This window comes from Streptomyces sp. NPDC107559 (assembly GCF_055657365.1).
Genome location: NZ_JBVKBD010000009.1, coordinates 174,559 through 192,745 on the forward strand (window position 1 = coordinate 174,559; position 18,187 = coordinate 192,745).

19 protein-coding genes are annotated in these 18,187 nt (G+C 72.4%); 11 read left to right on the forward strand and 8 right to left on the reverse strand.

From position 1 onward, the window contains the following. Nucleotides 1-77: 77 nt before the first annotated feature. Nucleotides 78-839, forward strand: a complete 762-nt coding sequence (locus ACZ7OY_RS26030) for an LOG family protein (RefSeq protein ID WP_351606884.1) — start codon at nt 78-80, stop codon at nt 837-839. A 172-nt stretch (nt 840-1,011) separates the two neighbouring features. Here ACZ7OY_RS26030 and folP read toward each other — a convergent pair whose 3' ends face one another. After that, entirely contained in the window at nt 1,012-1,872 is an 861-nt protein-coding gene (gene folP / locus ACZ7OY_RS26035; RefSeq protein ID WP_471913600.1) for a dihydropteroate synthase, read from the reverse strand. A 131-nt stretch (nt 1,873-2,003) separates the two neighbouring features. Here folP and ACZ7OY_RS26040 point away from each other — a divergent pair, with 131 nt between their 5' ends. Further along, on the forward strand, nt 2,004-2,351 hold the full coding sequence (locus ACZ7OY_RS26040; RefSeq protein WP_471913749.1) for a DivIVA domain-containing protein: 348 nt from the start codon (nt 2,004-2,006) through the stop codon (nt 2,349-2,351). After that, nucleotides 2,348-2,926, forward strand: a complete 579-nt coding sequence (locus tag ACZ7OY_RS26045) for a DNA-3-methyladenine glycosylase I (RefSeq protein WP_471913601.1) — start codon at nt 2,348-2,350, stop codon at nt 2,924-2,926. The genes ACZ7OY_RS26040 and ACZ7OY_RS26045 overlap by 4 nt, the downstream gene beginning before the upstream one ends. Before the next feature lie 234 nt (nt 2,927-3,160). On the opposite strand, the gene chcB is transcribed toward ACZ7OY_RS26045, so the two are convergent. After that, complete coding sequence (gene chcB / locus ACZ7OY_RS26050; RefSeq protein WP_471913602.1) at nt 3,161-3,964, reverse strand: 2-cyclohexenylcarbonyl CoA isomerase; 804 nt, start codon at nt 3,962-3,964, stop codon at nt 3,161-3,163. A 381-nt stretch (nt 3,965-4,345) separates the two neighbouring features. Between chcB and ACZ7OY_RS26055 the strand changes: the two genes are divergently transcribed. Beyond that, complete coding sequence (locus ACZ7OY_RS26055; RefSeq protein ID WP_351606872.1) at nt 4,346-4,513, forward strand: DUF3117 domain-containing protein; 168 nt, start codon at nt 4,346-4,348, stop codon at nt 4,511-4,513. Between the two features lie 163 nt (nt 4,514-4,676). On the opposite strand, the gene ACZ7OY_RS26060 is transcribed toward ACZ7OY_RS26055, so the two are convergent. Then, nucleotides 4,677-5,327 carry an O-methyltransferase gene (locus tag ACZ7OY_RS26060; RefSeq protein ID WP_351606868.1) on the reverse strand — a complete coding sequence of 217 codons (651 nt, stop codon included), beginning with the start codon at nt 5,325-5,327 and terminating at the stop codon, nt 4,677-4,679. Between the two features lie 295 nt (nt 5,328-5,622). Between ACZ7OY_RS26060 and sigE the strand changes: the two genes are divergently transcribed. From sigE to ACZ7OY_RS26085, 5 genes are all read left to right on the forward strand, one after another. Beyond that, on the forward strand, nt 5,623-6,324 hold the full coding sequence (gene sigE, locus ACZ7OY_RS26065; RefSeq protein ID WP_351606865.1) for an RNA polymerase sigma factor SigE: 702 nt from the start codon (nt 5,623-5,625) through the stop codon (nt 6,322-6,324). Then, nucleotides 6,321-7,301: an anti-sigma factor family protein gene (locus ACZ7OY_RS26070; RefSeq protein WP_471913603.1), complete on the forward strand. Its 981-nt coding sequence runs from the start codon at nt 6,321-6,323 to the stop codon at nt 7,299-7,301. The genes sigE and ACZ7OY_RS26070 overlap by 4 nt, the downstream gene beginning before the upstream one ends. Before the next feature lie 154 nt (nt 7,302-7,455). Beyond that, entirely contained in the window at nt 7,456-9,600 is a 2,145-nt protein-coding gene (locus tag ACZ7OY_RS26075; protein ID WP_471913604.1) for a S1C family serine protease, read from the forward strand. Nucleotides 9,601-9,833: 233 nt separating this feature from the next. Then, nucleotides 9,834-10,277 (forward strand): sec-independent translocase, encoded by a 444-nt coding sequence (locus tag ACZ7OY_RS26080; protein ID WP_471913605.1) that lies wholly within the window; start codon nt 9,834-9,836, stop codon nt 10,275-10,277. Between the two features lie 249 nt (nt 10,278-10,526). Further along, on the forward strand, nt 10,527-11,183 hold the full coding sequence (locus ACZ7OY_RS26085; RefSeq protein ID WP_471913606.1) for a hypothetical protein: 657 nt from the start codon (nt 10,527-10,529) through the stop codon (nt 11,181-11,183). A 66-nt stretch (nt 11,184-11,249) separates the two neighbouring features. On the opposite strand, the gene ACZ7OY_RS26090 is transcribed toward ACZ7OY_RS26085, so the two are convergent. The 3 genes from ACZ7OY_RS26090 to ACZ7OY_RS26100 are packed head-to-tail and all read right to left on the reverse strand — an operon-like array spanning nt 11,250 to nt 14,314. Then, nucleotides 11,250-12,383, reverse strand: a complete 1,134-nt coding sequence (locus ACZ7OY_RS26090) for an Mrp/NBP35 family ATP-binding protein (RefSeq protein WP_385534499.1) — start codon at nt 12,381-12,383, stop codon at nt 11,250-11,252. Between the two features lie 43 nt (nt 12,384-12,426). Beyond that, a complete protein-coding gene (locus tag ACZ7OY_RS26095) occupies nt 12,427-13,029 on the reverse strand; it encodes a DUF1003 domain-containing protein (protein WP_471913607.1) in 603 nt (200 codons plus the stop codon). After that, nucleotides 13,019-14,314 (reverse strand): magnesium transporter MgtE N-terminal domain-containing protein, encoded by a 1,296-nt coding sequence (locus ACZ7OY_RS26100; RefSeq protein WP_471913608.1) that lies wholly within the window; start codon nt 14,312-14,314, stop codon nt 13,019-13,021. Before ACZ7OY_RS26100 ends, ACZ7OY_RS26095 begins: the two co-directional genes overlap by 11 nt. A gap of 177 nt (nt 14,315-14,491) precedes the next feature. Here ACZ7OY_RS26100 and ACZ7OY_RS26105 point away from each other — a divergent pair, with 177 nt between their 5' ends. Next, a complete protein-coding gene (locus tag ACZ7OY_RS26105; RefSeq protein ID WP_471913609.1) occupies nt 14,492-15,244 on the forward strand; it encodes a hypothetical protein in 753 nt (250 codons plus the stop codon). A 51-nt stretch (nt 15,245-15,295) separates the two neighbouring features. Here ACZ7OY_RS26105 and ACZ7OY_RS26110 read toward each other — a convergent pair whose 3' ends face one another. Then, complete coding sequence (locus ACZ7OY_RS26110) at nt 15,296-15,832, reverse strand: hypothetical protein (protein ID WP_471913610.1); 537 nt, start codon at nt 15,830-15,832, stop codon at nt 15,296-15,298. A 23-nt stretch (nt 15,833-15,855) separates the two neighbouring features. Then, the gene (locus tag ACZ7OY_RS26115; protein ID WP_471913611.1) at nt 15,856-17,001 is read right to left on the reverse strand and encodes a magnesium and cobalt transport protein CorA; all 1,146 of its coding nucleotides are present in this window, start codon (nt 16,999-17,001) and stop codon (nt 15,856-15,858) included. A 482-nt stretch (nt 17,002-17,483) separates the two neighbouring features. On the opposite strand from ACZ7OY_RS26115, the gene ACZ7OY_RS26120 reads away from it, so the two are divergent. Beyond that, nucleotides 17,484-18,080, forward strand: a complete 597-nt coding sequence (locus ACZ7OY_RS26120) for a suppressor of fused domain protein (protein ID WP_471913612.1) — start codon at nt 17,484-17,486, stop codon at nt 18,078-18,080. The last annotated feature ends 107 nt before the right edge of the window (nt 18,081-18,187 follow it).

Sequence of the window (18,187 nt, forward strand, 5' to 3'; positions counted from 1 at the left end):
GGCTGAGGCCGAAAGACCTGTCCCCCGCCTCCGGTCGTGCCGGAGCGGGGGATGTTCCGACCGCGGAGGGAGCGCACATGGCTACCGGGAACCCCGAGGGCAAGAAGCAGCCACCGGAGGAACAACGCCTGGGACCCGTCCTCCGAAGGCGCAGCCAGGTGACGGCGAGCACGACGGACCAGCGGCTCCTCGACGCGGGCGGCCCCTCGGACTGGGTCCACACCGACCCGTGGCGGGTGCTGCGCATCCAGTCGGAGTTCATCGAGGGCTTCGGCACGCTCGCCGAACTCCCGCCCGCGATCAGCGTGTTCGGCTCGGCCCGCACACCCCGCAACAGCCTGGAGTACGACGCGGGCGTCCAGCTGGGCCGCGGCCTGGTGGAGGCTGGCTTCGCGGTCATCACCGGCGGCGGCCCCGGCGCCATGGAGGCGGCGAACAAGGGCGCCTCCGAGGCGGGCGGTGTCTCGGTCGGCCTCGGCATCGAGCTGCCGTTCGAGGAGGGGCTCAACCCCTACGTCGACATCGGCCTGAACTTCCGTTACTTCTTCGTCCGCAAGATGATGTTCGTGAAGTACGCGCAGGGCTTCGTCGTCCTGCCCGGCGGCCTCGGCACCCTGGACGAGCTCTTCGAGGCCCTGACCCTCGTCCAGACCCAGAAGGTCACCCGCTTCCCCATCGTCCTCTTCGGCAGCAGCTACTGGGGCGGCCTGGTCGACTGGCTCAAGCACACCCTGATCGCCCAGGGCAAGGCGTCCGAGCAGGACCTGCACCTCTTCCATGTCACGGACGACGTGGACGAGGCGGTCGCGCTGGTCTCCAAGGAGGCCGGACGCCACTGACCCCGGACGCCACTGACCCCGGACCCACGTCCGGCATGCCCCGGCGCAGGCTCGACCGCCCGCCGGGGCAGGGACGTCCGCCGGGGCATGGACGCCCGCCGGGGCACGGCCGCTCGGAGGGTTTGACCGTCCGCCCGAGCCCGACGGCCTGCCGGGGACGGGCCGGATTCGGTCAGGCCAGACCGCGCCGGGCCACCGCCGGCTCCCGCCGGCCCGCGATCGACGCCACCATGTCCAGCACCTGCCGGGTCTCGGCCACCTCGTGCACCCGGTACACCTGCGCGCCCAGCCACGCCGACACGGCCGTCGTCGCCAGCGTGCCCAGCACCCGTTCCTTCACCGGCTTGTCCAGCGTCTCCCCGACGAAGTCCTTGTTGGACAGCGACACCAGCACCGGCCACCCCGTCGCGACCATCTCCCCGAGCCGCCGGGTGGCTTCGAGGCTGTGCCGGGTGTTCTTCCCGAAGTCGTGACCCGGATCGATCAGTACGGACTCCCGCGGCACCCCCAGCGCCACCGCCCGCTCGGCCAGCCCCACCGTCACCTGCAGGATGTCGGCCATGACGTCGTCGTACGTCACCCGGTGCGGCCGGGTCCGCGGCTGCGCGCCGCCCGCGTGCGTGCACACCAGCCCCGCGCCGTACCGCGCGGCGACCTCCGCGAGGCCCGGGTCCACCCCGCCCCACGCGTCGTTCAGCAGATCCGCGCCCGCCGCGCAGACCGCCTCCCCGACCTCGGCCCGCCAGGTGTCCACGCTGATGACGACGTCCGGGAAGCGCCGTCGCACCTCGGCCACGAAGCCGACGGTCCGCCGCGCCTCCTCCTCGGCCGTCACCTCCTCGCCCGGCCCGGCCTTCACCCCGCCGATGTCGATGATCGCCGCGCCGTCCGCCACGGCCTGCTCCACGCGCGCGAGGGCCGGCTCGTCCCGGAAGGTCGCCCCCTGGTCGTAGAAGGAGTCCGGGGTCCGGTTCACGATCGCCATGATCACCGGCTCGTGCGCGTCGAATTCACGCCTGCCCAGCCTGAGCATCCCCTGTGACCTCTCCTAGTACGTCCTGGTCTTCGGCCGCCTGCGACCCTAGCCGTCAGATTCGCATGGCACGATCGGACCCTGACACTTTCGACACCGAGCACACCGAGCATGGGGACCCAGCGATGGTTATGTTCTTGTTCCTGGTGGTCGCGCTCGCCGTGGTGGTCGCCGCGGTGACCCTGGCCGTGGTGGGCGGCGGCGAGGGCACCGGCCCGCTGCCGGAGGCCGCGCCCGAGCGGCTGCACGACCCGCTGCCTCCACAGCGCCCGGTCAACCGGGACGACATCGACAGCCTGCGCTTCCCGCTGTCCGCCCGCGGCTACCGCATGGCCGACGTGGACGACGTCCTCAACCGGCTCGGCGCCGAACTCGCCGAGCGCGACGCGCGGATCGCCGACCTGGAGTCCGCGCTGGCGGGCGCCCAGGCCGCCCCTCGGGTCTCCATGGACAAGCCCGCCGAGGGGGACCACCGGTGAGTGGCGCGGTCGCGGGCCCGGACGGTCTGCTGCGCTGTCCCTGGGCCCTGTCCACCCCCGACTACGTGGCCTACCACGACGAGGAGTGGGGCCGCCCGGTCCACGGCGACGACGAGCTCTTCGAACGGATCAGCCTGGAGGCCTTCCAGTCCGGTCTGTCCTGGATCACCATCCTGCGCCGCCGCGCGGGGTTCCGGGCCGCCTTCGACGGGTTCGTGATCGCCAAGGTCGCGGCCTTCACCGACACCGACCGCGAACGCCTCCTCGCCGACGCCGGCATCATCCGCAACCGCGCCAAGGTCGACGCCACGATCGCCAACGCGCGCGTCCTGGCCGACTGGGCCCCCGGCGAGCTGGACGAGCTGATCTGGTCGCACGCCCCCGACCGGGCCGCCCGCCCGGCCCCGCAGAGCCTCGCGGACGTCCCGGCGGTCACCCCGGAGTCGACGGCCCTGTCGAAGGCCCTGAAGAAGCGCGGGCTGCGCTTCGTCGGCCCGACGACGGCGTACGCGCTCATGCAGGCGTGCGGACTGGTCGACGACCATCTGGCGGACTGCACCGCACGCCGCGGCTGACCGCGTCCGCCTGCCGGTGCCGCGCCCGCCTGTCGAGGCTGCGCCCGCCTGTCGAAGCCGGGCGCGCCCACCTTCCGGTGCCGAGTCGGCCCGGAGCCGGGAGGGCCCGATGCCGAGTCGGCCCGGAGCCGGCAGGGCCCGATGCCGAGCCGGCCCGGAGCCGAGCCGGCCCGGAGTCGGGCGGGCTCGATGCCGAGTCGGCCCGGAGTCGGGCGGGCCCGGCCTCGGGCGGGCTCAGCGGCCCAGGTACTTCGGCTTCTCCTTGTCGACGAACGCCCGGACCGCGATGGCGTGGTCCTCCGAGGACCCGGCCCGGGCCTGGAGCTCGTCCTCCTTCTCCAGGGTCTCGTCCAGCGAGTGCGTCAGCCCGTAGGCGACGGCCTCCTTGAGCGCCGCGTAGGCCACCGTCGGTCCCTCGGCCAGCGCCCGCGCCACCTTCTCGGCCTCGGCGCGCAGTTCGGCCGCCGGCACGATCCGGTTCGCGATCCCCAGCTCGTACGCCTCCTGCGCCTTGACGGTGCGCGGGAAGAGCAGCAGGTCGGCGGCGCGGCCCGGCCCGACCACCCGCGGCAGGGTCCACGAGATGCCCGAGTCCGCGGTGAGGGCGACGCCCGCGAACGAGGTGTTGAACGCGGCCGTGTCCGCCACGATCCGGTAGTCCGCGGCCAGCGCGAAGCCGAAGCCGGCCCCGGCCGCGACCCCGTTCACCGCGGCGACCACGGGCTTCGGCGCCCCGGCCAGGGCCCGCGCGATCGGGTTGTAGTGCTCCCGGACCGTGCTCATGGTCCGGTCCGAGCCGGTCTCCCGGTCGGCGGCCAGCAGCCCGATGTGCTCCTTCAGGTCCTGGCCCACGCAGAAGGCCCGGTCGCCGGCCGCGGTCAGCAGCACGGCCCGCACGGCGCCGTCCGAGGCCGCCGCCTGGACCGCGTCGCGAAGGGCGACCTTGGTCTCGATGTTCAGCGCGTTCATCGCCTCGGGGCGGTTCAGGGTGATCGTCGCGAGCCCGTCGCTCACCTCGTAGAGCACGGTGTCGGCCATGGCGGAACCCCTCCGGATGTGTGGCTGTGAGGACGTACCGGCCGGTACGTCGGGTGTCCGAAGGACAGCATGGCGGAGATCACCGGCCACGCACCGGAGCGTCCGTGTGACCTGCGTCAAAGAATTCCGACAGGATTCCGGCCGCACGGCGTCCGTGCAGCGGAGCAGTATCGCAGTCACATCGCCGAATTGGGTGGTTTTGCTCGCGCGCGTTGCCCAAGCGATGCCGACTGATGTTGGTCATCGGGTCCTGAGATGCGGGATAATGGCCTGGAAGCAATGTGTTCGATGCCGGTGTCGTGCGTCCCACGCTGGATTGCGCGTGCCCTCCCAGGGGCCGTCGGCTTTGACGATGAGCTGGTTTCAGGAAGGGGAACGAGCATGGCGGCCATGAAGCCGCGGACGGGTGATGGCCCGCTCGAGGTGACCAAGGAGGGGCGGGGCATTGTCATGCGCGTTCCGCTCGAAGGCGGCGGTCGACTCGTCGTCGAGCTGACCCCTGACGAAGCCTACGCGCTGGGTGACGCCCTCAAGAAGGTCGTCGGCTGAGCGCGAAAGCGACCGTACTCTTTCAGCCGCCCCGGTGCCCCTGTGGTGCCGGGGCGGCTTCGTTGTCGGCGGGCTGAGGGCCGGCAAGTGTGCCGTCGGCGGACCGGGCCGACGGGTGCCGCGGCCGTGCGGTGGGGCGGGGGTGCGGTGGGGCGGGGGCGCGTCAGCGCTTGACCGCGCACAGCAGGCCGTCGCCCACGGGGAGCAGCGACGGCACCAGTTCCGGGATGTCGCGCACTCCGCGCAGCAGCTCCCGGATCCGTATGACCTCCGTGGGCTGCGGGCCGGAGTCGACCGTGCGGCCGTTGGCGAACACACCCTCGAAGACGACCAGTCCCCCGGGGCGCAACAGGCGCAACGATTCAGCTAGGTAGTCGAGGAACTCCAGCCGGTCGCCGTCGCAGAAGACGAGGTCGTAGCCGGCGTCCGCCAGCCTGGGCAGGACGTCCAGCGCGCGGCCGGGGATGAAACGGGCCCGGTTGCTGGCGAAGCCCGACGCGCGGAAGGCGTGCCGGGCGAACTGCTGGTGCTCCGGTTCGGGATCCACGGTGGTCAGCACGCCGTCCGGCCGCATGCCGTGCAGCAGGTGGATGCCCGACACACCCGTCCCGGTGCCGATCTCCGCGACCGCCTTCGCGTCCACCGAGGCCGCCAGCAACCGCAGCGCCGCGCCCGTGCCGGGCGACACCGAGCGCAGCCCCGCGTCGCGGGCCCGGTCACGGGCCCAGCGCAGTGCTTCGTCCTCGGCGACATAGGCGTCGGCGAACGCCCAGCTCGTCTGCCGGTTGCCGGTGATGACCCTCTCCTGTCCCATGGTTGCCTGGGCGTGACTGTATCCGTTGCCGCCGGGAACCCGCTGATGGGACCGGGCGTTTATAGGGGTGGCGCAGACGGGCGGGGGGACACGGTTGGATCACGACGACGGGCCGAGCGACGAGCAGGTCGAAGGGCAAGTGCTGACGCAGCCGCATGAGCCGTGGCAGCAGAGATCAAATTCTTGTAAAACCGCTTATCCGGAGCTAACGGGCGAGGTGGCTATGGTAGGGGCTCCACTGGACACCACCAGAGCCGACAGGGGAGGTGCGGCTGAGCCTGTGGATCGGGGGGGAGTGCTGAGGCGCTTCCTCGGATCGTCGGGCGGGCCGAAATCCGTGAACGACACCGCTGCTGACCCCAGCCATGCCGCTGACACGACCCAGACCGCGACTTTCTCCACCGACGCGGACGGGCAGGCATGGACTCCGCCCACCTGGGACGAGATCGTCAGCATGCACAGCGGCCGGGTGTACCGGCTCGCCTACCGTCTGACCGGCAACCAGCACGACGCCGAGGACCTCACCCAGGAGGTCTTCGTCCGCGTCTTCCGCTCGCTGTCCACGTACTCGCCGGGCACGTTCGAGGGCTGGCTGCACCGCATCACCACGAACCTCTTCCTGGACATGGTCCGCCGCAAGCAGCGCATCCGCTTCGACGCCCTCGGCGAGGACGCGGCGGAGCGGCTGCCCAGCCGCGAGCCGTCCCCGCAGCAGGTCTTCAACGACGCGCACTTCGACGCGGACGTCCAGCAGGCCCTCGACACCCTCGCGCCCGAGTTCCGCGCCGCGGTCGTCCTGTGCGACATCGAAGGACTGTCGTACGAGGAGATCGCCGCGACCCTCGGCGTCAAGCTCGGCACGGTCCGCTCGCGGATCCACCGTGGCCGCTCCCAACTGCGCAAGGCACTGGCGCACCGCTCGCCCCAGGCACGTGCCGAGCGCCGTTCCTTCGTGGCCCGGGTGCCCGCTCTGGGGGGAGGGGGCGCGACCGCGTGAGTGGATCACGACCCATCCCGGCCGAAGGGCTCCTGGCCGAGCAGCATCTGGGAGACCGACTCTCCGCCCTGGTGGACGGAGAGCTCGGTCATGACGCGCGCGAGCGCGTACTGGCGCACGTGGCGACCTGCCCGAAGTGCAAGACCGAGGTCGACGCCCAGCGCCGGCTGAAGAACGTCTTCGCGGAGGTGGCCCCGCCGCCGCCCTCCGAGAGCTTCCTGGCCCGGCTCCAGGGACTCCCCGGCGGCGACCCGGGAGACGGTCCCGCACCGCTCGGCGGGGGCGGCTTCGGGGGCTTCGCCGGCCGTGCCTCCGGAGGCTTCGCCGGCCGGGCCGGGGTCTTCGGCGTCCGGCGCGAGGACCCGTTCGACTTCGACTTCGTCCCCTCCGGCGATCACGGTTCCGTGCTGCCGCCCGCCTCCCCGGACCGCGGCTTCCGTATCCATCCGGTGGGCCGTGGCGAGGCCGAGCGGTCCGCCTCGCGCGGGCTGCGGTTCGCGTTCGTCGCCGCCGGTGCGGTGTCGCTCGCCGCGGTGGCGCTCGGCGGGGTCACCACCGGCACGCCGAGCGGCACGGCCGCGGAGGCCCGCGGCGGCTCCGGCAACGGCAGCAACGTCACTCCGGCGCGCACCCCGGGCACGTCGTCCGCGGGCATCACCGAGGGCCAGCGGCGCCGCGGGTACGGGCCGCTCATCGGGCAGGGCCGGACGGGAGCCTCCGGGCAGACCCCGCTCGCCCCGACCGGGTCGGCGGCGCCGCTGCTGCCCGGCGCGGGCGAGGACGTCGTGCACACGCTCACCGCCCCGGTGGTGGCCGGCGTCGCCGCCATGTCCCCGTTGATACGTCCGCTCACCGCGGCCACGCCGATCGCGCTCACCGCGTGGTCCTCGGCCCCCGAGGTCACCGCCCCCGGTCTGCTCGCCGCACCCGTCCCCACCCCGTCCGCGACCCCTTCCGCCTCCGCGTCGACCCGCTGACCAGCCGTCCCGCAGGCCCCGGCCGCTGCGCGGCGGCCTGCGAACCTGGTTGAATCCAGGTGGGCCGCGCCCACGGCACGCAGCCGGGCGCGGGGTGGGATTCGACGTGCCGCGGCTGCCGACGCGCCGTGCCGCGGCCGGCTGTGGGGAGAGCATGGACGAGGGGCAGCCCACGAAGGCGAAGTGGTGGAACCGGCCGCGGCCGCAGGACGGCTCCGCGCCGGGGGCGGCGGGGCCGCAGCACGGCGCCGACACCGCCGACGGCGATCCGCACGAGGGCGACTTCGTCCTGGAACGCCCGGCGCCGACACCGCCCCCCACTCCGTCGGCACAGCCCCCCGAGCCCCCGCCGACCCCCACTCCCGCCTCTGCACCCGGCACCGAGGGCACGCCGTCCGACGGAGCCGAGTCCGTGCCCGTGCCCGGCGCCGGGGCCGGGAGCACGCCGCCCGGCGGCCCCGAGGCCGAGGGCACGCCGTCGGCCGAGGTCGAGTCCATGACGGGCGCCTCCGCACCGGCCGCCGCTTCCGAGCCCGCATCGCCCGCCACGCCCGTCTTCGAGCGGTCCAAGCCGTTGCACGATCCCGATCCCTACAGCACCCCGCCCTACGGAGAGCCCGGCCCCTGGGCGCCCGCCCCGCCGGTCCAGCACCCCGCGGTGGCCGCCGCGCACGGCACGCTGCCGACGGCCCCGCTGCCGACCGTGCCCGCGCAGGGCGCGCCGCTCGGCCCGGTGCCGGCCGTTCCCGCGCAGCCCGTTCCCGCGTCGGCCGCGCCCGCGCAGCCCGTTCCCGCGCAGGCTGTGAGCACACCGGGCGTCGGTACGCCGGGCGTCGGCGCGCCGGGCGGTGGTGTGGCCGGGCAATCCGTCCCGCAGGCCGGCCAGTTCGACCCGCAGGCGTCGTACGCGCCCCACGTCCCGGCGGAGCCGGTCGTCCCGCACCTGCCGGGCGCTTCCGTGCCGCCGGGCCCCTCCGCGGGCCAGGACGTGGCTTCCGCGGCCCCCGCGGCCGGGGTGCCGCCGCAGGGCGCTCCCGTACCCGGTGAGGGCCTCCCGGAGGCCTCTTTCGCCGACACCCGGCCCCCGGCCGACCCCTGGCAGCGCTACGACCCCTGGGCGCCCGTCCAGCCGGTCCCCGCGGCCCCTCTCCAGCTGAGCGGCGGCGCCGGGCCCGGACCGCGCCGGGGACGCGGGCGGGTGCGGCGTGGCCTGGTCGGTGGCGCGGTGCTGCTCGCCCTCGTCGCAGGCGGTGTCGGCGGCGTCGTAGGCGCGTATCTGGAGCGCGAGGGCATGCTGGGGGACGTGGTGTTGCCGCAGGCCGGCGCGGAGCCGTCCGGGCGGGCTCCGGACAGCGTCGCGGGCATCGCCGCGCAGGCCCTGCCCGGCGTCGTCACCCTGCATGTGAGCGGCACCGACGAACAGGCCACCGGCACCGGCTTCGTGCTCGACACCCGGGGCCACATCCTCACCAACAACCACGTCGTGGCACCCGCGGGCAAGAACGGCCGGATAACCGTGGTCTTCAACGGCGGCGAGACCGCCCGCGCCGAGGTGGTCGGACACGACAGCGGCTACGACCTCGCCGTGGTGAAGGTGACCGGCGTCAGCGGCCTCAGGCCCATCCCGCTCGGCAACTCCGACGGCGTCCGGGTCGGCGATCCCGTCGTCGCCATCGGTGCCCCCTTCGACCTGGAGGGCACGGTCACCTCCGGGATCATCAGCGCCAAGGAGCGGCCCATCACCGCGGGCGGCGAGGCGGACGGCAGCGACGTCTCCTACGTCGACGCCCTCCAGACCGACGCGCCCATCAACCCCGGCAACTCCGGCGGCCCCCTCCTCGACTCCCGGGCCCGGGTCATCGGCATCAACTCCGCCATCCAGTCCGCCGACGGCGGCTCGGACTCCGGGAGCGGCCAGGCCGGTTCGATCGGCCTCGGTTTCGCCATACCCATCAACCAGGGCAAGCGCGTCGCCGAGGAGCTGATCAACACCGGCAGGGTGACCCACCCCGTCATAGGCGTCACCCTCGACATGGACTACAACGGGGACGGCGCCCGCATCAACACCGGGGGCAGCGGCGGCAGTTCCCCGGTCACCGCGGGCGGCCCCGGCGCCCGGGCCGGCCTGCGGGCGGGCGACGTCATCACCGAGGTCGACGGCCGGCGCATCCACTCCGGCGAGGAGCTGATCGTCAGGACCCGCGCCCACCGGCCGGGCGACCGGCTGGAGCTGACCGTCGACCGCGACGGCCTGAAGCGGAAGGTCACGCTCGTGCTCGGATCCGCGGGCGGCGACTGATCCGTCCGTGGACCGGGCCGGGGCCATGACCGGCGGAAACCTCACAGGTCGGGGCCCCGGCCCCGGTCCGGCCGGGCGACTCTGCCGAAAACCGGGCGTTTACACGCACCCGAACACCCCGGCACGGTACCGGTCGGACAGGTGGGCCGGGTACCGTGGACCCGGCCCGGACCACGGACGACCGCATCTGACCACTGAGGGCCGAGGACCGAGGACATCGCAAGGAGCTTCAGGTGTTCAATGACATAGGACCGCTCGAGCTGGCCACGCTCGTGGTCCTCGCCGTGCTCGTCTTCGGTCCGGACAAGCTTCCGAAGGTCATCCAGGACGTGATGCGCACGGTCCGGAAGATCCGTGACTTCTCGGAGAGCGCCAAGCAGGACATCCGCCAGGAACTGGGTCCCGAGTTCAAGAACTTCGAGTTCGAGGACCTCAACCCCAAGACCTTCATCCGCAAGCAGCTGGACAACGACGAGCTGGGGATCAAGGAGATCCGCAACGGCTTCGATCTGAAGAAGGAGATGGCCGAGGTCACGGACGCGGTGCACAGCGCCGACGGCTCGTCCTCGTCGTCCCCGTCCGCCGGTTCCGCGGGCGGCCGGATCGACATGACGAAGAAGCCCGAGACCCCCGGCGCCCGCGAGGAGCACCCGCCGTTCGACGCGGATGCCACCTGAGCGCCGTAGCCACGCGGTCGAAACCCCGACGCGTCACGTACGCCACCCGGTGTACGTGACGCGTTTCATATGCCGTCAGGGCCCCAACACGGCCCGAACGGGACCCCGGAGCGCCTCGCGCGCCGGGCGGTTTCCCGGCTGGCCGCGACGAGGTGGATATGCTGCCGAGTTGTTGCGCGGACCGGACGAGTACGCCCGTAGGGGGGCGGGCCGCCCGGATCCGACGAGAGCGAGGAGGCGTCCGGGCACATGGAGACGACAAGTGGGGCGGTCGCGCACGCGCCGGCCACGGAGGGCGGACAGCAGGCCCCCGCCGCCTGGCGCACGGTCGACGGTTACCTGCCGGCGACCTTTCCCTGGTACGGCCTCGACGAGGCCTTCACGGGGCCGCGCTGGCTGATGCAGGTCGGTGCGGCGGCCGACGGCGCCGTCGAGCACGGGTCGATCGGACACGGTGAGGAGCCGTCCGTCCGGCACGAGTCGACCGAGGACCGGGAGCGCTTCGCGGTCGTGGTCACCGTCGCCGCCAACCCGGTGCGGCACAGCGCGGACGGCACCGGCGTGCTGGAGGCCACCTCGGTGTCCTCCGCGGCCTGGCTCGCGGGCGTGGGGCTGCTGTCCTTCACCTGGCCCGGTCAGATGGACCACAGCCTGCGCGACTCCTGGCTGGACCAGCAGACCGAGACGGCGTGGGTGCTGGCCGACGACCTCTCCGGGCCGGACTGGTCGACGCTGTCCCTGCCGGTCGACGGTGTGCCGACGCCGTTCCACTACCGGGAGTCCGAGTTCGGCTGGGTGCTGGCCGGCTCGACCGAGACGGGCGTCCACGTGGGGGCGTACGGCAGGGGCATGAGCGCGTACGGTCTGGGCTTCGCCATGATCAAGGACATCGCGACGTACGCCTAGCGGAGACACGGCAGCATGGCGAAGGGGGCTGTCCCGGGCGGGACAGCCCCCTTCGCCGTACCGGTGCTAGAACTTGTTCCTCGGCGTGATGCCCAGGGACAGCCCCGAAAGACCGCGCTGGCGGCCGCCCAGCTTGCCCGCGATCGCCCGCAGGGCCGAACCGGCCGGGGAGTCGGGGTCGGTGAGGACCACCGGCTTGCCCTCGTCGCCGCCCTCGCGCAGCCGGACGTCGATCGGGATGTTGCCGAGGACCGGGACGGTCGCGCCGGTCGTACGGGTGAGACCGTCGGCGACGAGCTGGCCGCCGCCGGTGCCGAAGACGTCGACCATCTCGCCGCAGTGCGGACACGGCAGCCCGGACATGTTCTCGACCACGCCGACGATCTTCTGGTGGGTCTGCACGGCGATGGAGCCCGCGCGCTCGGCGACCTCCGCGGCCGCCTGCTGGGGCGTGGTGACGACCAGGATCTCCGCGTTCGGGACCAGCTGCGCCACCGAGATGGCGATGTCGCCCGTGCCCGGCGGCAGGTCGAGCAGCAGCACGTCCAGGTCGCCCCAGTAGACGTCCGCCAGGAACTGCTGGAGCGCGCGGTGCAGCATCGGGCCACGCCAGACGACCGGGGCGTTGCCCGGGGTGAACATGCCGATCGAGATGACCTTCACGCCGTTCGCCGACGGCGGCATGATCATGTTCTCGACCTGGGTGGGACGGCCGTCGGCGCCCAGCATCCGCGGTACCGAGTGGCCGTAGATGTCGGCGTCGACCACGCCCACCTTGAGGCCGTCGGCGGCCATCGCGGCCGCCAGGTTCACCGTCACCGAGGACTTGCCGACGCCGCCCTTGCCGGACGCCACCGCGTACACCCGGGTCAGGTTCCCGGGCTTGGCGAAGGGCACCTCGCGCTCGGTCTGGCCGCCGCGCAGGGCGGTCGCCAGCTCCTTGCGCTGCTCGTCGCTCATCACGTCGAGAGTGACGTCGACGCGCGTGACGCCGTCGACCCGGGAGACCGCGTCCGTCACGCGCTGCGTGATCGTGTCGCGCATCGGGCAGCCGGAGACCGTCAGGTACACGGTTACCGCGACCGCTCCGTCCGCGCCGATCTCCACCGATTTGACCATCCCCAGTTCGGTGATGGGTCGGTTGATCTCGGGGTCGTTCACCGTCGCCAGTGCCTCGCGCACCGCGTCTTCCGTAGCCATAAGGACGATGGTACGGCGCCGGGCCGGGGCTCCGGGAAGCCCGTCAACGGTCGTCTATGTCACGTACGGGCGGCCGATCCGACCGTTCTGCCGGGAATGTGAGGTGTCCGTTCGTGCGCCGCTCCTCCAGTTCCTTCGTCACGTCCTGCAACTCGGAGCGGATCCAGTCGCGGGTGGCCACCTCGCCCAGACCGATGCGCAGGGCGGCGATCTCGCGGGTGAGGTACTCGGTGTCGGCGATCGACCTCTCGTTCTGCTTGCGGTCCTGCTCCAGGTTGACCCGGTCCCGGTCGGCCTGCCGGTTCTGCGCGAGCAGGATCAGCGGGGCCGCGTAGGAGGCCTGGAGGGACAGCATCAGGGTCAGGAAGATGAACGGGTACCCGTCGAAGCGCAGATGCTCCGGCGCCGAGACGTTCCACACCACCCACAGGATGATGACGACCGTCATCCAGACGATGAACCTGCCGGTGCCCAGGAACCGCGCGATCCGCTCCGACAGCCGGCCGAAGGCCTCCGGATCCCACTCGGGCAGGAGCCGGCGCCGGGGCGGGCGCGGCTGGTCCAGCCGGGCGCGCGGCCGGGTGGCGGCGGTGGCGCCCACGGGCGTCCGCTCGCGGGCGGTGTCACGCTCGCGCTCAGGTGCCATGGCCGGCTGCTTCCTCGTCTGCTTCCTCGTCGAGGTGGAACTCCGTCTCCCGCCAGTCCTCCGGCAGCATGTGGTCCAGTACGTCGTCCACGGTCACCGCGCCCAGCAGCGAGCCCGCCTCGTCGACGACCGGCGCCGCGACCATGTCGTACGTCGCGAAGAACCCGGCCACGACCGGCAGCTCGGCGTCCGGGTCCAGGGGCCGCAGGCCGTCGTCGATGATCGCGCTGACCAGGGTGTACGGCGGGTCCCGCAGCAGCCGCTGGAAGTGGACCGTGCCGAGGTACTTGCCGGTGGGCGTCTCGTCGGGCGGGCGGCAGACGTAGACCTGGGCGGCCAGCGCGGGGGAGAGGTCGGCGTTGCGGACCCGGGCGAGGGCGTCGGCGACCGTGGCGTCCGGCCGCAGCACGATCGGCTCGGTGGTCATCAGACCGCCCGCGGTGTGCTCCTCGTACGACATCAGGCGCCGCATGTCGGCCGCGTCGGCGGGCTCCATCAGGCTCAGCAGCCGCTCCTTGTCCCGCTCCGGCAGCTCGGACAGCAGGTCGGCCGCGTCGTCCGGGTCCATCGCCTCCAGGACGTCGGCGGCGCGCTCCTCCTTGAGCTTGCCGAGGATCTCGATCTGGTCGTCCTCCGGGAGCTCCTCCAGGACGTCGGCGAGCCGGTCGTCGTCGAGGGCCGCGGCGACCTCGGCGCGCCGTTTCGCGGAGAGGTGGTGCAGGACGTTGGCGAGGTCGGCGGGGCGCAGCTGCTCGAAGGTGGCGAGCAGGCTCTCCGCGCCCTGCCCGTGCTCCTCCAGGGAGAAGCCGGTGACGGCGGACCACTCGACGGTCAGCGTCTCGCCCCGGTCGCGCCGGAAGGCGCTGCTCCTGCGCCCCTTGCGCACGAAGATCCGGTCGACCTCCCAGTCGCGGCGGGCGGGCAGCTGACGTACCGACAGGTCGAGCACGGTGACCTGTTCGTCGGTCTCGGTCAGCGTGACGCGGCGGTCGAGGAGCTCACCGAAGACGAGCCGCTCGGTGGGGCGCTGCTCGAAGCGGCGGACGTTGAGCACGCCGGTGGTGATGACCTGGCCGGACTCGATGCCGGTCACCCGGGTCATGGGCAGGAAGATACGGCGGCGGGTGGACAGTTCCACGACCAGTCCGAGCAGGCGCGGGGGCCGCCGTCCGACGCGCAGTATGACGACGAGGTCGCGCACGCGCCCCACCTGGTCGCCGTTCGGGTCGAAGACGGGAACGCCGGCCAGGTGCGAGACGAAGATCCGGGGGGAGCCGGCTGCCATCACTCACCGCCTCTTTCCGTCTGTCCTGAATTGCCCGCTCGGGTGGGGTTCAGGCTAGCCCGTACCGATCGGCCACGCCCTGGTGAGCGGTCCGGACGGACTGGCTCCGCCGGTCCCGGACGGCCCCGGTACGCTGCCGTACTGCGTCGAGGACCCGTGAGAGAGGCAGCCCCATCTGTGACTGCGATTCCCCAGGGCCGTGGCCGTCGGGCCGCGCTGGTGAGTGCGCTGTGTGCCCTGGCCGTGACCGGCACGGGACTGACCGGGTGCAGTTCGGACCCGGACGCGGGCACGAACGGGGTGGGCAAGCTGTCCGCCGGACAGATCGAGAGCAGAACCAGGACGGCGGCGGAGTCCGTGGACGCGGTGCGGCTGTCGGGGACCGTGGTCGCCGGCGGGAGCACCTACACGCTCGACATGCGCCTGAAGCCCGACGGCGGGACCGGTTCGGTCACCTCGAAGGGGGCGACCTTCCATCTGCTGCGGATCGACGAGCAGCTCTACCTCAAGGCGAACGCGGAGTTCTGGAGCCATGAGGACGGCAAGGCCGGCGGCGGCACGGACACGGCGGCCGCCGACAAGCTCGACGGCAAGTACGTGAAGGTGCCCAAGGACGACCCCGCCTACCAGCGGTTCAGCGGCTTCACCGACAAGGACGTCCTCCTCGACGGCCTGCTGACCCTGCACGGCACGCTCGGCACGGACGGCCACCACGAGCAGTCGGGCGTGCGCACGATCCGCATCACCGGCGACAAGGGGTCCGGCGGCACGCTGGACGTCTCCCTGGAGGGCAAGCCGTACCCGCTGCGCCTGGAACGCGCAGGCGGCGCGGGAACGCTCACCTTCTCCGACTGGGGCAAGGACTTCGCGGTGAAGGAACCCGCGAAGGACGACACGGTGGACTACGGGCAGCAGCTGCCCACGTCGTAGCGACTGCCCGCGCGGTGGCGGTCGCCCGCGTGGTGGCGGCTGCCCTGGGTGTCAGGGGTGGCGGCGTCCGCGCTTCTTCAGCAGCAGCCGTGGCAGCCCCGCCGGAACGGGCTGCCGGGTGGTCGCCGGAGACGGCACCGGCGCCTGGGCCAGCGAACCCTCGGGAAGCGGCGCCGTGGCCCCCGTCGGTTCCAGCCGCAGCACCCGGCACTCGCGGGACCAGCGGTCCGGCATGGCCTCGCCGTCGGGCGCGTTCAGACGCTTGCCCTTGAGCTCGGCGACCGCCGCCGCCCAGTCCTCGGAACCCGGCGCGAGCTGCACGACCCTGGCCGTCCAGGAGACGAGCCGGCCGCCCTTGTCCTTGCTGCGGACGGTGACCTCGGCCTCGGACCCGTCCGTCAGCCCCGGCAGCGGCTGTTCCCCGGGGCCGTCACCGACGAGATGTGCCGCGCCCTCGTGCCACGCGTGCCACAGCGCACGTGCCGCCGGGGCACCGGCGCCCCTGACCCAGATGAGGCCGGACTTCTTGGTGGCCTCCTCGACGAGGGCCAGGTCGAGGAAGGCCTGGTCGAGCGACTCGCTTGTCATGGGCCCAGCCTATCCAGGGCCCGTCACAGCCAGCCGTTGCGCTTGAGCGTGCGGTGGATGCCCACGCAGAGGGCGACCATCGCCGACATGACCACGGGGTAGCCGTACTTCGTGTGCAGCTCCGGCATGTAGTCGAAGTTCATCCCGTACACCCCGCACACCATCGTCGGTACGGCGATGATCGCGGCCCAGGAGGTGATCTTCCGCATGTCCTCGTTCTGCGCGACCGAGGCCTGCGCCAGGTTGGCCTGGAGGATCGAGTTGAGCAGTTCGTCGAAGCCGACGACCTGCTCCTGGACCCGGGCGAGGTGGTCGGCGACGTCCCGGAAGTACTTCTGGATGTCCGGGTCGACCAGTCGCATCGGCCGCTCGCTCAGCAGCAGCATGGGCCGCAGCAGCGGCGACACCGCGCGCTTGAACTCCAGCACCTCGCGCTTGAGTTGGTAGATCCGGCCGGCGTCCGTGCCTCGCGGGCTGCCCTTGCGGCCCGGCGAGAACACCTCGGTCTCCACCTCGTCGATGTCGTCCTGCACGGCGTCGGCGACCGCGATGTAGCCGTCGACCACGTGGTCGGCGATGGCGTGCAGCACGGCCGAGGGGCCCTTCGCGAGCAACTCCGGGTCGTCCTGCAGCCGGTGACGCAGCGCGCGCAGCGAGCCCTGGCCGCCGTGCCGGACGGTGATGAAGAAGTCCCGGCCGGTGAAGCACATGACCTCGCCGGTCTGGACGACCTCGCTGTTGGCGGTGAGCCGGTCGTGCTCGACGTAGTGGATGGTCTTGAACACGGTGAACAGCGAGTCGTCGTAGCGCTCCAGCTTCGGCCGCTGGTGCGCCTGCACGGCGTCCTCCACGGCCAGCGGGTGCAGCCCGAACTCGCCGGCGATACCGGCGAATTCGGATTCGGTCGGCTCGTGCAGACCGATCCACACGAAGCCGCCGTCGCGACGCACCAGGCGCATCGCCTCGTGCGGGGTCAGCGGCTTCGCGGTGGCGACGCGGGCCCCGTCGCGGTAGACGGCGCAGTCGACCACGGCGGACGGCGTCGAGGGGTCGCGGGTGGTGTCGTAGGCACCGCCGTCCAGTCGCGGGCTGTCCTTGTGCACACCGTCCTTGCGCAGCGAGACGCGGGACGGGCGGACCGCGGCGCGCAGTTCGCGGATCATCGACATGGGCAGGCTCCTTCGCAACGAGCAACGAAAGGCCGCCGGGGCACGGGTGGAACTGCCCGGAATGGGGACGTCCTGGAGGCGTCTCCCTGCCCTGGAGCAGGGGAAGGATGTTTGGCACGTCCACAAAGCGGGGAGCACCGCACCGTCGCGGTGGCGAGCTTCGCTGCTGATTCAGATCAGACAGATCAGGCAAGACGAAACGAAAGTGCTCTTCCGTAGTGATACGGATGCGAGAGGTGGCAGCCAGCCAGAGCCAGAGCAGCTACATCAGCGGCCGGAAGAGCGGGTGGTACTGCCAGGTCGACTTCGGTCCATTGCAGCCCCACCTCCTCCGGCCGGTCCCTCGTAAGGGAGTCCCATCGGCGTCGGGACTTGATCGCGACGCTTCAGCGCGCTGCCCCGAACCACCGGGCAAGAGTATCAGCCGACTGAAGTGTCAAGTCGCTGCTTTGCCCTGTGCTGACGAGTTCTATGCTCACCGCATGGCTGATGTTCTTCCACTGGTGGAGGCCCGGTTGCGTACCGCGCTGGGCGAGCCGGACGCGCGCGCCGCGGTCACCTTCCTCGGTACGGACCGCATCGAGGTGCTGCGGTTCCGGGACGATTCCAGGGAGGGTGCCCTCGTCCGGTACGCCACGCTGGGCATGTCCGCGCAGCCCATGGCGGACCCCACCGCGATGGTCGCCGACCCGGTCAAGGGGCCCCGCGCCGAGCTGGTCCTGTCCGTCCGCGCCGGGGTCGCCGACACCGACAAGGTGCTGCGCTCCCTCGCCGTGCTCGGTGCTTCCCCGCAGGTCGAGGGGCTGATCGTGACCCCGGGCGCCTCGCTCGACGTGGGGGAGCCGCTGTGGCCGGGCGCCCCGTTCACCTCGGTCCTGGTCGCCGAGCCGGGCGGGCTGGTCGAGGATCTGGAACTGGACGAGCCGCTCGACCCCGTACGGTTCCTGCCACTGCTCCCCATGACTCCGAACGAGGCCGCCTGGAAGCGCGTGCACGGCGCCCAGGCGCTCCAGGAGCGCTGGCTGACGAACGGGACGGACCTGCGGGATCCGTCCCGCAGGTCCGTCCCGCTGGAGTGAGCAAGGTCACCAACACGCGTCCGGAAATTGTCAGTTGGCGCGACGCGCGCGGCATGACCGGCACGGCGGGCGGTTCGGCCGGGTCCCGTGCGTTCGCCGGGTCCGGC

What these genes read in the sequence shown, in the direction of transcription:
- ACZ7OY_RS26120 (WP_471913612.1), top strand. Translation starts at nt 17,484, where the DNA reads ATGGCTGATGTTCTTCCACTGGTGGAGGCCCGGTTGCGTACCGCGCTG.
- ACZ7OY_RS26055 (WP_351606872.1), top strand. Translation starts at nt 4,346, where the DNA reads ATGGCGGCCATGAAGCCGCGGACGGGTGATGGCCCGCTCGAGGTGACC.
- ACZ7OY_RS26040 (WP_471913749.1), top strand. Translation starts at nt 2,004, where the DNA reads ATGTTCTTGTTCCTGGTGGTCGCGCTCGCCGTGGTGGTCGCCGCGGTG.
- ACZ7OY_RS26030 (WP_351606884.1), top strand. Translation starts at nt 78, where the DNA reads ATGGCTACCGGGAACCCCGAGGGCAAGAAGCAGCCACCGGAGGAACAA.
- ACZ7OY_RS26110 (WP_471913610.1), bottom strand. Translation starts at nt 15,832, where the DNA reads ATGACAAGCGAGTCGCTCGACCAGGCCTTCCTCGACCTGGCCCTCGTC.
- ACZ7OY_RS26060 (WP_351606868.1), bottom strand. Translation starts at nt 5,327, where the DNA reads ATGGGACAGGAGAGGGTCATCACCGGCAACCGGCAGACGAGCTGGGCG.
- ACZ7OY_RS26075 (WP_471913604.1), top strand. Translation starts at nt 7,456, where the DNA reads ATGGACGAGGGGCAGCCCACGAAGGCGAAGTGGTGGAACCGGCCGCGG.
- ACZ7OY_RS26085 (WP_471913606.1), top strand. Translation starts at nt 10,527, where the DNA reads ATGGAGACGACAAGTGGGGCGGTCGCGCACGCGCCGGCCACGGAGGGC.
- ACZ7OY_RS26090 (WP_385534499.1), bottom strand. Translation starts at nt 12,383, where the DNA reads ATGGCTACGGAAGACGCGGTGCGCGAGGCACTGGCGACGGTGAACGAC.
- chcB (WP_471913602.1), bottom strand. Translation starts at nt 3,964, where the DNA reads ATGGCCGACACCGTGCTCTACGAGGTGAGCGACGGGCTCGCGACGATC.
- ACZ7OY_RS26100 (WP_471913608.1), bottom strand. Translation starts at nt 14,314, where the DNA reads ATGGCAGCCGGCTCCCCCCGGATCTTCGTCTCGCACCTGGCCGGCGTT.
- ACZ7OY_RS26115 (WP_471913611.1), bottom strand. Translation starts at nt 17,001, where the DNA reads ATGTCGATGATCCGCGAACTGCGCGCCGCGGTCCGCCCGTCCCGCGTC.
- folP (WP_471913600.1), bottom strand. Translation starts at nt 1,872, where the DNA reads ATGCTCAGGCTGGGCAGGCGTGAATTCGACGCGCACGAGCCGGTGATC.
- ACZ7OY_RS26095 (WP_471913607.1), bottom strand. Translation starts at nt 13,029, where the DNA reads ATGGCACCTGAGCGCGAGCGTGACACCGCCCGCGAGCGGACGCCCGTG.